The sequence below is a fragment of the Veillonella sp. CAG:933 genome (genome assembly GCF_000431435.1).
Taxonomy (GTDB): Bacteria; Bacillota; Negativicutes; order Veillonellales; family Veillonellaceae; genus Veillonella_A.
The window spans coordinates 1-12419 of sequence record NZ_HF986195.1 but is presented as its reverse complement, the minus strand read 5'-3'; the positions used below and the strand labels follow the sequence as shown (position 1 = coordinate 12419).

The window sequence follows — 12419 nt, the reverse complement described above, 5'->3', positions numbered from 1 at the left end:
TGCCTATGTAGCACGCCACTTTGTTTATAGTATTTATTGTAAAAAGGGCGCTTATGAAAACACTGAAAAAACCAATCCACGTGCAGTTCGTCTGCCACGGCAATATTTGTCGTTCACCAATGGCTGAATTTGTTTTCAAAGATTTAGTCACAAAGGCAAATCTGAACGAGTATTTTAAAATCGACTCCACTGCCACCAGCCGCGAAGAAATCGGGAACGACACTCATCACGGAACAAAAAGTAAACTCCGTGCCCTCAATATCCCCTTTACACCACGAGCCGCTCGACAAGTGACCAAAGCAGATTACAATTCGGCAGATTATCTTATCATCATGGACGAAAACAATCGTCGCAATTTGAGTCGCGTAATCGGCCCGGACGCGGACGGTAAAGTAAAGAAAATGCTTTCTTTCGTCGGCGAATCACGAGATGTTAAAGATCCATGGTACACCGGCAACTTTGACGAAACCTATGATGACATCAGTAAAGGCTGCGAGGCGTTGTTGGCGGAAATTAGAAAGCAGTATAACATTTAAAACTAGCTCATCTAAGTGCTTACTTAGATGAGCTTTTTCATTTAAACAATCACCTATATATTTAAAATACATTGACATTTGTGTTATATAGAATTAAAATTAAATTACTAGTTAGGTAATTTGATTTTAAAGAGGTCAGCAAACATTATGAATAATTACATAGAGTACAATAATAAAATGGCCTTCCATCCGGGCTACTATATACAAGAATTAGTTGAGGATAGTGGTCTTACCCAAGAAGATTTTGCCAAACGCTTGGATACGACACCTAAGAACCTTAGTCTTTTAATCAGAGGCGAACAAAATTTATCTATAGATATTGCTGTAAAATTAGCTCGGCTGTTCAACAACAGCATTGAGTTTTGGCTAAATTTACAAGCAACTTATGATGCTGCCTTAGCTGAAATAAAATCATCCGAAGAACTTGAAAAAGAGCGTCAAATATTTAAATTCATTAATTACAAATATTTTGTAAAATACTTTGATTTACCCCAAAATTCAAAAAATATAGATCTGCAAATTAAAACATTACGTAATTTTCTTCAACTTTCTACCCTATTACTACTTACAAAAAAGGATCTAATAAGCAAATTTAGAGATTCGACTGATAACTTGCCCCTGAATCAAGTGATTATGGCTAATGCAATGTTACAAGTAGGTATAAATCAGGCATTACAAATTGAAGCTGTTAATTTTAACAAAACTAAATTCAAGAAGTCTATTAACTTTGTAGATATTTTGTACGCGGATAATAAATTAAATTTCAATCTTTTAAAGAAGGAATACGCTGATTATTACGATAATATTGATGACACCTTATTAAACTCAGGTGTTATTTTAACAAAAATACCTGCTATGCCCGGTACAAACTTCCGTAGTGCTACTAAAAAACTAGGTTCCAATATTATGTTATTAATTAATGATACCTATACTAAATCAGCCAACACATTAGATACTATATTTGCCGAAATGACTAATATTGCCACCGGCAACTATGGTATTACGTTAAATAATTAAATACAAAAAAATCCTCGAAGTTTACCGGAGAATGTCACAACCAATAAGTTTATGAACTAATTCTCAATTCACTTCGAGGATTTCTTTATATTCTTCAAACCTTATCTAGCTTATTTTCTGGCTTCTGCCACCGCAACAACGAATTTTTTAGCTGTTTCGGTAATTTCAGTCAAAGATTTTCCGCCACCGGTCAACGCGCCGCCTGCCCCGACAGCAACAGCACCGGCTTTAAACCATTCGGCTACATTATCAATGCTTACGCCGCCGGTAGGCATCATTTGAGCTTGTGGCAATGGGCCTTTTACAGCTTTAATGAATTTGCTGCCCACAACTTCGCCAGGGAATACTTTAACAATATCGGCACCCAATTCCAAGGCTTGGATTACACCTTGAATAGTTGTAGTACCCGGCATGCAAGCTACACGATAACGATTACATAATTTGATGGTAGCTTCATCAAATGCAGGGGAAACAACAAAAGCAGCCCCATTTAAAATAGCCATGCGAGCTGTTTCCGCATCAAGCACGGTACCGGCACCAATAACAACTTGTGCATTATCTTTGTATTTTTCAGACAAAGTCAAAATGGCTTCATGCGCACGTGGCGTGGTGAAAGCTACTTCGATAGCCGTTACACCACCGGCAATGCAGGCTTCAGAAATCTGAACTGCTTCATCCGGCGTATTACCGCGAATAACGGCAACAACGCCTATTTTTTTTACTGTTTCAATAACTTGTAATTTGTCCATGATAAAAACCTCCTAATATATCCATTACTTTATTTTTTATGTCACTATACCTAATATTAAACACCGTGCAATGCGTGTAAGCGCTTACTTTTTAAGTTATAGGTTAGGTATATAAACTACATTTTATTCACTTAACTTAGCACTCTTTTGATACGTCGCCAATTGTTCCGGTGTAGGCAATCCTTCATTATCTCCTTCCACCTGCACCTGAAGTGCAACAATCGCTGCTCCGCGGCGAACCGAATCCGCCCAACTGAGTCCTTCCAAGCGGCCGCTGATAGTGCCCACCGCAAAACCGTCACCGGCTCCAACCGTATCGACTACCTGTTCCACCACATACGCCGGTGCATAGAAGGCTTCCGCTTCTGTTTTAACAAAAGAACCTTTAGTTCCCAATTTAATAACTACTGCTTTGGCTCCTTGTTTGAGATAGAAGTCCGCAATGGCTTCCGGTGTATCAAAACCAGTCAAAATTTTCCCTTCACCAAAGCCGGGTAACACAATATCCGCTAACGATGCCAAGTAGTTGATTGTTTCACGCATAGCTTCTTCGGAAGGCCATAAAGCAGGACGAAGGTTGGTATCAAAGGAAACCTGACCCCCATGTGCTTTAGCAGCTTTCATCATGGCTATGGATGTTTCGCGGCAACTATCCGACAACGCCGCCGGAATACCGGTAACATGTAAATGATCATATTTATCCCAAGCAACTGTATCAACGATAGCCGGTTCCATATACGAGAACGCTGTGAAACGCCGGAAATTAACAACCTCCGGATCGCCTTCCAACGTTTTTGCTTTAAGTTGCATGCCCGTTCGATTCACCTCATCGAGCGTAACATAGTCCGTATTAATATGCTGTTCTTTTAAAAAGTCCAAAATATGTTGACCAAACGGATCATTGCCGACACGGCTGATATACGACATATCATGTCCTAAGCGACTCATACCGACTGAAAAATTCACCTCCGCACCGCACACATAGCGGTGAAACGTGGTTACATCTTTAAGTGCCTTCGGCTCCGTTGCCACCATGAGCCCCATAGGCTCACCAAATGTTAAAACTCTTGCCACCCTCCATACCTCCTAAATATATTTTTAAAATGCCAATATCTCTTACAGGGAGTCGCGCTCCACAATTTTGCCCGACAAAATAATATGTTGCTTCGCCATAGACGTACTACCTGAAGCCTCCGATATCACTAAATCCTCAGACGCTTTAAGACTAGCCGAAACCCTCAGCAGCAATAGACGTGCACATTCACTGCCTATTTGATGCGACGGTAATTCTATTACCGATATGCCCGGTCCGATACTATCCATCCACGGCCAATTATCATAACTGAAAAGTCCCACATCATCAGGGCTCCGTAATTTATTGCGCCTTAATAAATAGGCCATATCACTAAGTACAACACCATTACCGGCAAATAAAGCCAGCTTTTCACCGGCATCACGGGCCGCTGCCAAGGCAGAAAGAATCGCCGTTTTGAGAGACTCTTTATCTGCCTTAGTATATTCCAACGTCATAGCTTGGCGATTTGTTAAGGCTTCATACTGTGTCGAAAACTCATCAAATCGTTCACGCCGAATTCCATTGGTTCCAATTTGCCGCGTAGCAAAAAGAATGCGTTCATACCCCTTACTTAACAATAAGTCCAAACTATCCTTCGTCACCTGCTTCGTATCGACAGACACTATGTCACATTCACAGCCTTCAACCGGTCTATCTGCCAACACAATGGGCACCATGGTACGATTCACTTCGTTCAAATATGAAACATTCGCGCCGGTTGCATTGATAACAAGACCGTCCACACCTTGCGCAATCATCGACTGAATATAGCGTTTTTCCTTATCCGGATCATCACCGGCATCAGCCAATAGCACGGTAAAGCCATGTTGTTCGCAATACTCCGAAATACCGGTGTAAAGGATGGCCGAGAACGGGTTTGAAATATCTGATACGATAACACCAATCATATGACTTTGTTGCAACCGCAAACTGCGAGCCATGCGATTCGGTTTATATTCAATATCCTTGATGACTTCACTGATACGTTTACGTGTTTCTTCGGACATGAATTCATATTTCCCGTTTAAAAAGCGTGAAATTGTGGTTTTTGAAAAACCTGTTCGAGCTGCCACATCAGCGATTGTTACCTTTCCCATACAGCACCTCCCTACGCTAAAATCAATTTTTTAAGTCTCGTTCTAAGCTATGTATTCAATCACGTTCTAATTTATGCTTTAATTAACAGTCTACTTTGTTTTTATTTCACGAAATCGATTTACGAAATCGATTTCTAAACTTGTTATACTCATAATACATCATCAGAAATCGTTTGTAAAACCCTTTAACAATACTTTATAGTCATAGAACTGTCGCAATATGTAGCCTATTTATATTTTTCACAACAAAAAAGCCCGACTCTTCCCTTAATTATAGAAAGAGTCGGACTATATCCGATTTACATACTAAACTATATAATCAACCTAAAATATCTCCTGCACCAAGAACATGTACACAATGGTGCCTACGGCAATGCTAAGCAATAAATTGCGCCGCCAATAGTGAACGGCCGCCAATATTACCAAAGCAATGGCCTCCGGAATGCCGTTCGGCGCTACCGAGAGCGATACATCCTTTAACGAATACACCACCAAGAGCCCCATAACGGCAGCCGGCAACATATCGCCTAAGTACGTCACGATGGCCGGCGGTTTTTCCGACTTGGCAAAAACGACAAACGAAATAAAACGCGTAGCCATCGTACCAAGGACGACGGCGCCAATGGTAATCGTCATTTCCCAAGCTGTCATGAAGCCGTCCCCCCTTCATCTGCTAAATCCGTTTCTTTTTTACCCTTAAACTTATACAGTAAACTGAAGATAACTACCATGAGGGCCATGGCCGGCAGCATAAATACATCCGGCCCCAAGACAATACGCATCAAGAGCGACACGCCGAGACCGATACAGCCGGGCAGTAAATTTTTGCCCTTTAACAGGATATCCAGGAATATAACCGCAAACAAGGCCGCTAGAACAAACTCAATACCTTTTAAGTTTAAGGTAATGAATTGACTGCCTATGGAGCCCATGGCCACGCCGAGCACCCAATAGACAAAGTTCAGCCACGTCACATGAAGATAAAACCAGCCTCTATCCACATTATCCGGCAAATTTACGGTCGCGTTGAGGGCAAACGACTCATCACACATGCCGAAAATAAGGGGATATTTTTTCCACCCCTGTGAAGTATAGCGGGTTAACATGGTCAACCCGTAAAAAATGTGACGTCCGTTAACCATAAAGGCCAGAATAAACGCCCCCAACGGATCAAAGGGAGCGGTCAATAAGGCGACGGTCACAAACTCCATAGAGCCTGCAAAGATGGTCGCGCTCATAATAATCGGCAAATACCAAGGCAGGCCCTGTCCTACGGCAAAGAGGCCGTAGGAGATGCCCAGAAATAAGAAGCCCGCACAAATCGGCACGGTTAAGGGAAAAGCGTAGCGAAACGCCTCCCGCCCCGCACTCTTGTCATGGCTCTTCTTACTACCATCGGGTGAAGTGGCAGCTTCAGTCGAAACATTATTTACATTGCGACTTTCATCATTGCGACTTTCATCATTCTTCATAGGGCCCCCAAGCCTTTTCAGCAACTCGTTTAATGAGTGCCAACTTAGCAAATTGTTCTTCTTCGGTTAAATTATTGCCTTCTTCCGTAGAGGCAAAACCACATTGCGGGCTCAAAGCCAATTGGTCTTTTGGCACATACAAGCTGGCTTCTTCAATACGAGCCAATAGGTCTTCTTCTTTTTCAAGTTCAGGGAACTTGGAAGTAACGAGTCCTAATACGACCTTCTGATTTTTTATAAAACGAAGCGGTGAAAACCCGCCGGCACGGTCGGAATCGTATTCCAAGAAGAAACCGTCAATGTTACAATGACCGAACAGTGTTTCCGCCACCGGTTCATAGCCCCCCGATGAGAACCAAGTGGAACGGAAGTTACCGCGGCAAATATGCATAGTTACAGCTAAATCGTCCGGTTTACCTTCCAAGGCATAATTAATTACTTCTACATATTTTTTAGCAATATGATTTAAATCTAAACCACGGGCCGCATATTCTTTGCGTTTTGTTTCATCGCAGAATTCACCCCAAGAAGTGTCATCCAACTGAAGATAACGACAACCGGCATCATAGAATGCCTTAATCGCCTTACGATAGGCTTTGGCAATGGCTTCAAATAAAGCCTCTTCATTTTTATACTGCGCAATAGGTTCATAATGTTCTTCGCGAACACAGCAAATCAAATGGAGCATGGATGGCGACGGAATCGTAAATTTAGCAACCGCTCTATCACCGGCCGTGGCTTTTACGAATTTAAAATCTTCCAAAAACGGATGGTTATCCGGGAAGTCGATATCGCCTACGATTTTAAGAGTGGCCGCTTTAGGCTGATGGCCTTTAAAAGCTACGGACCAATGGTCCGCTTTAATACGTTCAACGCCCACCAATTGTTCCAAGAAATCTAAATGCCAGTACGCACGGCGAAATTCACCATCTGTTACAGCTTTAAGACCTACGTTAACTTCTTTATCGATTAAGTCGCGAATGGCTTCATCTTCTACCTTACGAAGTTCCGCTTTACCAAGAGTCCCCGCTTCTACTTCTTGGCGCGCTTTTTTTACAGATTCAGGTCGTAAAAAACTCCCCACAACATCATAGCGGAACGGACCTTTCCCAATTGTCTGCTTTGCATTACTCATATTCTCAATCTCCTCTCAAAAGTGGCAGCTAATAAAAAAAGTCGTCAACAAATGACGACCTACTGTCTTATCATCTGCCGGTTACCCGTTGGACTTAGCACCTTGCCTCTTGCATATGCATCAAGCAGGTTGCCGCAGCATCACCGGGCCAAATCCCTCAGCTGCTCTGGATGATTCTATAAAATTATAGCTACCTGGGGGTAAAACATTACCCTTTCGATGTATATTATAATACTTCAATCAGAGATACATGTCAACTGTAGTTATACAAAAAGAGCATCAAATACTGTGATTGTCACAAGCATTCGATGCTCTATGATTCGCTAATCGGAATATTCGTTTATCTCGTTATCGAAATAAACGTTTATTCAATTCTCAGCCTATCCTCTTATTCAGGTTTCTTGAATTTAGGGGATGTTGGGCAAGTTTCAGGCGTTACATCTTTACGTACACCAAGATCGCTACTGCGGTCGGTGAAATGAGTGTGTAACAACTGTTCGGACAATTCGCCCAATGGTTTATCAAAGAATTCAGTGTAAATTGCTTTGATTTCAGGGTTTTCATAGCTGGAACGAAGTTTCATGTTGGAATCCATATCATAGATACCTTTGATACGAGCTTCACGAACTTTGTTAGCTACCGGCATTTTAACGCGTGGCTGACCGCCGCCACCGATACAACCGCCAGGGCAAGCCATCATTTCAACGAAATCGTATTTTTTACCATTAGCTTTCATGTCGTCCAAGAATGTACGGATATTTTTACCACCATGAACAACTGCTAATTTTAATTTTTTGTCGCCAATTTTAACTTCCGCTTCGCGAACGCCTTCCATACCGCGAACTTCCTGCAAGTTAGTGTAACGTTCAGGAGTTGGTTCTTCACCGGTAATAAATTTGTAAGCACTACGAACAGCTGCTTCCATAACACCGCCGGTATTACAGAAGATTACGGAGCCACCGGTTTCAGCACCGATGTATTTATCCATCTGAGATTCTTCTACCTGAATGAAGTCGATACCGGATTCACGAATCCATTTACCGAATTCACGAGTCGTAATACAGTAATCGGTATCACGAAGCTCTTCTTTTTCCCAGTATGCAGCGGATTTATTCTGTTCAGGACGACGAATTTCGAATTTCTTAGCCGTACAAGGAGCCACGCTCACGGATACGATTTTCTCAGGATCGATATTCATCTTCTTAGCGAAATATGTTTTAATAACAGCTGCTTCCATAGCGATACAGCTGCGAGTTGTAGAAATGTTTGGTAAATATTCAGGATAGTAAGTTTCGCAGAATTTTACCCATGCCGGGCAGCAGCTTGTAAACTGTGGCAATTCACCATGACCGTTTACAACGCGTTCGATTAATTCGCTGGCTTCTTCCATAATAGTTAAGTCGGCACCAAAGTTGGTATCTACTACATAGTCGGCACCAAGTTGACGCAATGCACCAATCATTTTGCCTTCTAAAACGGAACCCGGTTCATAACCGAATTCTTCACCGATACCTACACGTACAGCCGGTGCAGTTTGGATAACAACGATTTTATCAGGATCGGCGATAGCTGCTTTTACTTCGTCCAGTTCGGAACGTTCGTTCATGGAATCGAATGGGCAAGCGGCTGCGCACTGACCGCAATGAACACAAATCGGTTCATCACCGGTAGATTCTAAATCGTAGTAGTCAAGTACACCCATAACGTCAGCACAAGCACGACGGCATAATGTACAGTTTTTACATTTAGTTAAATCATGAATGATTGCAGGATTGTTCTCTGAAATCGGAACACGACGATCAATATGTTGGAATCGACTTTCGAAACTCATAGTTTTGCACCTCACACAAATAATACTAGTTATGTATTCAATATAATCCAACCTCTGTTGGAACCGACATCGACCAAAATTGTATGGTTGTGAGTGATGTCTCTTTGTAGTATAGCAAATTAAATCTCCTGTTTTCAAATAGGAATTAGATTATCATTGTGCATTATTACTCTGCAAAAAGTATGATAATACCGCCTTTTTTAGAGGATTTAAAAAATCAAAAAACAGCCTTCGAACAAAGGCTGTTTTTATAAATATTGTTGCATTAGTTTACTACTTGTGTCTACTCGATGCGTACTTTCAACTATTTACAATACGATGTCATCAAATAGCCCCTTAGGCAAGAGATGGTCTTATCGGTGCAAAGTAAACTGAGCCAATGAGTACAGGGTCTTGCCTTTAATCACGCAAGCTGCTACGTCTGTTCTAATCAACTCTTTTACTCTGAAAACAAGCGCTATAGCGGACCAATAGCTGCATAATTCCGCCATTTCTTCCAAGTTTTGATGATAGGCAGACCATAATGAAACCATGTTTTTTTCAAATAATGTTTCACCTAATACGAGTCCCCCTATAAAAATAGCGAGGTAGATAAGCAGCGTTCGATCACTAAGATGCTCTTTATATAAAGCAACTATTAAAGAGCGTCCTCGCCACACAGCAATACAGAACAAAATTGCCATGGCACCTAAAAACCAAGGTACATACGCACCAAACCACACTTCATGTATTCCCGGAAATTCCGGTCCGGTGGCCGTCCATGCCATCGGATAGAAAACACGGCCCCAACTCAATTCACGACCCAGTGCCACTAAAAATAATACCGCCGCACTCAGCCAAAGCCACCGCGTAGAGCGAGCTCCTGACATTGACCACTTAACCGTCATTACAAAGCCGCCTAACAGTATGAGTGCCTCTATATTTTCAATCCAATTATTTTCCCAAAAAGCCCAATCGGGCAAAAGTAAGGCTAACGGCCAAACAGCTATTAACAGCACTATGCTTACTTTGTTAATTATTTTCACTCTATTACCTCCGTATCTGCTTGTGAGTTCACTTTTCGTATATCTTGTGAATTATCTTTTCGTATATCTCGTGAATGCTCTTTTTCGTATATGATGTATATATTATTAATTTCATTATTCAGAATGTTCATACATCATTAGGTACAGTTTATAAAATATTTATAATTTGTAAATAATTTATTTAAATTTTACGCTTTTTTTACAATTAATCAAACAAAAAAGAGATTTAGCGTACCACTATATACAAAATGTTCAAAATGGCATTAATAAGGTTCTTATTGTTGTTAATAATTCTCTTTATAAAAAAAATATATCAAGTTTATTTCACATGATGTACGAGAATTTGACGGTATGCATCGTTTTTCAACGTATTCTCAAACATTATTTAATATTATTTTTCATATCCGAGTGAATCTCCATGGCTTCGGCACGTTTGTATTCTCCGGTTATTTGGCGTATAATCTAAATTAATAAGAGCTACAATAATATATGTTAGCTGCTAACTCTATACATACTCACTAATTTAAACGAGGTGACAATATGAAAATCATCGTGATGGAACCATTAGGCGTATCCGCCGCCAAAATCGAAGAAGTCAGTGCCCCACTTAAAGCAGCCGGCCACGAATTCTTCTATCCTGAAACCCAGGAATTAGACCAAGCTAAATTATTGGATCGCGTAAAAGACGCGGACGTGTTGATTTTAGCCAATCAGAAATTATCCGGTGACATCATTCGCCAATGCCCGAATCTCAAAATGATTTCTATCGCCTTTACCGGCGTGGACCATGTGGATTTAGACGCCTGCCGCGAACGGAATATCACCGTTTGTAATGCTGCCGGCTACTCCACCAATGCCGTAGCTGAGCTCGCTTTTGGTCTTGCCATTTCCGTAATTCGCAATATCGTGCCTTGCGACCATCAGGCACGTCATGAAGGCACTAAAGCCGGTTTGGTAGGTTTTGAACTGTTTGGTAAAACCTTCGGCGTGGTAGGTACCGGTGCCATTGGTCGCCGCGTAGCTGAAATTGCCCTCGCTTTCGGTTGCAAAGTTATTGCCTATAACCGCAGTGAAAAACAAGATCTCATCGCTAAAGGCGTTAAATTCGTTTCAAAAGAAGAATTATTCCGTGAAGCTGATTTCGTATCTTTACACACACCGTTAACAGCTGAAACGAAAGGTCTCGTGAACGCCGACATGATTAAACTCATGAAACCGACGGCCGTGCTCATCAACACGGCTCGCGGTCCCGTTGTAGATAGCGATGCCTTAGCGGCCGCTCTTAACGAAGGTCGTTTAGCCGGCGCCGGCATCGATGTATTCGAAACGGAACCGCCAATTCCGGCCGACCATCCGCTATGTCATGCAAAAAATACCGTTCTCACACCGCATGTAGCTTTCGCCAGCAAAGAAGCGCTCGAAACCAGAGCGGATATTGTTATTGAAAATATCAAAGCGTGGGAAGCGGGCAAACCTCAAAACTTAGTATAGTTTCACAATTACAACAAAAAGCAACCGAACTTACATAACACTGTAAGCATCGGTTGCTTTTTTATAATCATCACCCTAAAGTTAATGACTGTTTAGTTTTTAGTTTTTCAAGTTTTACTCTCGGCTACAATTAATATTGGTCGTCGATAATTTCGGTGCCCTGCTCTTTGAGTGCGTCTTCCACCCATTGACGATCCGCATCACCGGTCAAAGCGGCATGCACATTAGCGGCATCTTTGGCTTGGATTTTTTTAGCCCCCTCTAACACTTCTTCCGCATCCTGCCAAGGCACAACGATAACACCATCGCGGTCCATGACAACAATATCCCCCGGATGTACGGAAATGCCGCCGCAAGCGATTGGCGTATTGATCTCACCGGTGCCATCTTTGTAAGGGCCTGCCGGATTGGTGCCGTTTGCATAAACAGGCATGCTCATAGCCTCTACCGCATCACTGTCGCGAATCGGTCCGTCAATTACAAGGCCGGCAATTTGTTTATAAATCGCATAGCCCAACATGACTTCACCCATGATCGCCCGATATTCCGTGCCCCCGTCATTGGACACCATAATAACATCGCCGGGCTGCGCCATATTGAGAGCTTTATGAATCATTAAGTTATCACCGCCACGCGTTTTTACCGTCAAAGCACGGCCTACCGTCACCGGTTGTTTAGGTGAAGATTTCAAAGAAACGCGCGGATGCAATGCACTGAGGCGCCCCATACAATCCGCCACATTTGCCGCCGGAATCCCCTGATATTCGTTCAATAATTCATCACTTACCATCGGTCTTTTTAAATACACTCGATTACCTACTGCCACTAGTATCACTCCATTCTTTTGAAAACATCATCACTTTTTGCTATGACTAGCTTATATATCTATAATACTAGATATCCTCTCTTTTTTACAAGTAAAAAGAGGTATAATATAAATAAGCACAAATAATTTAGAATGCTAATTGCAATATCAAATGCGACAAAATTT

12 protein-coding genes and 1 riboswitch are annotated in these 12419 nt (G+C 41.8%); of the genes, 3 read left to right on the top strand and 9 right to left on the bottom strand.

Features of this window, described 5'->3' with window-relative positions:
• Window positions 1-53: 53 nt before the first annotated feature.
• The gene (locus tag QZL64_RS06055) at window positions 54-536 is read left to right on the top strand and encodes a low molecular weight protein-tyrosine-phosphatase (RefSeq protein WP_021841111.1); all 483 of its coding nucleotides are present in this window, start codon (window positions 54-56) and stop codon (window positions 534-536) included.
• Between the two features lie 147 nt (window positions 537-683).
• A complete protein-coding gene (locus QZL64_RS06050) occupies window positions 684-1553 on the top strand; it encodes a HigA family addiction module antitoxin (protein ID WP_021841110.1) in 870 nt (289 codons plus the stop codon).
• A 110-nt stretch (window positions 1554-1663) separates the two neighbouring features.
• Here the strand turns inward: QZL64_RS06050 and QZL64_RS06045 are convergent, their stop codons facing one another.
• The 8 genes from QZL64_RS06045 to QZL64_RS06010 form a co-directional block, all read right to left on the bottom strand.
• Window positions 1664-2302: a bifunctional 2-keto-4-hydroxyglutarate aldolase/2-keto-3-deoxy-6-phosphogluconate aldolase gene (locus QZL64_RS06045; protein ID WP_021841109.1), complete on the bottom strand. Its 639-nt coding sequence runs from the start codon at window positions 2300-2302 to the stop codon at window positions 1664-1666.
• 123 nt (window positions 2303-2425) lie between these two features.
• Window positions 2426-3376, bottom strand: coding sequence for a sugar kinase (locus QZL64_RS06040; protein ID WP_021841108.1), 951 nt, complete (start codon window positions 3374-3376; stop codon window positions 2426-2428).
• Window positions 3377-3418: 42 nt separating this feature from the next.
• The gene (locus QZL64_RS06035; RefSeq protein WP_021841107.1) at window positions 3419-4474 is read right to left on the bottom strand and encodes a LacI family DNA-binding transcriptional regulator; all 1056 of its coding nucleotides are present in this window, start codon (window positions 4472-4474) and stop codon (window positions 3419-3421) included.
• A gap of 324 nt (window positions 4475-4798) precedes the next feature.
• Window positions 4799-5125: a branched-chain amino acid transporter permease gene (locus QZL64_RS06030; RefSeq protein ID WP_021841106.1), complete on the bottom strand. Its 327-nt coding sequence runs from the start codon at window positions 5123-5125 to the stop codon at window positions 4799-4801.
• Entirely contained in the window at window positions 5122-5946 is an 825-nt protein-coding gene (locus QZL64_RS06025; RefSeq protein WP_021841105.1) for an AzlC family ABC transporter permease, read from the bottom strand. Before QZL64_RS06025 ends, QZL64_RS06030 begins: the two co-directional genes overlap by 4 nt.
• On the bottom strand, window positions 5936-7081 hold the full coding sequence (locus QZL64_RS06020; protein WP_021841104.1) for a 5-methyltetrahydropteroyltriglutamate--homocysteine S-methyltransferase: 1146 nt from the start codon (window positions 7079-7081) through the stop codon (window positions 5936-5938). Before QZL64_RS06020 ends, QZL64_RS06025 begins: the two co-directional genes overlap by 11 nt.
• Window positions 7082-7148: 67 nt before the next feature.
• Window positions 7149-7258, bottom strand: a riboswitch (SAM riboswitch).
• A 211-nt stretch (window positions 7259-7469) separates the two neighbouring features.
• Window positions 7470-8912, bottom strand: coding sequence for a [FeFe] hydrogenase, group A (locus QZL64_RS06015; RefSeq protein ID WP_021841103.1), 1443 nt, complete (start codon window positions 8910-8912; stop codon window positions 7470-7472).
• Between the two features lie 353 nt (window positions 8913-9265).
• Window positions 9266-9937 (bottom strand): hypothetical protein, encoded by a 672-nt coding sequence (locus QZL64_RS06010; RefSeq protein WP_021841102.1) that lies wholly within the window; start codon window positions 9935-9937, stop codon window positions 9266-9268.
• Window positions 9938-10477: 540 nt separating this feature from the next.
• On the opposite strand from QZL64_RS06010, the gene QZL64_RS06005 reads away from it, so the two are divergent.
• Window positions 10478-11428: a 2-hydroxyacid dehydrogenase gene (locus tag QZL64_RS06005; protein ID WP_021841101.1), complete on the top strand. Its 951-nt coding sequence runs from the start codon at window positions 10478-10480 to the stop codon at window positions 11426-11428.
• Window positions 11429-11558: 130 nt separating this feature from the next.
• On the opposite strand, the gene QZL64_RS06000 is transcribed toward QZL64_RS06005, so the two are convergent.
• Entirely contained in the window at window positions 11559-12254 is a 696-nt protein-coding gene (locus tag QZL64_RS06000) for an RraA family protein (protein WP_021841100.1), read from the bottom strand.
• Between the last annotated feature and the right edge of the window lie 165 nt (window positions 12255-12419).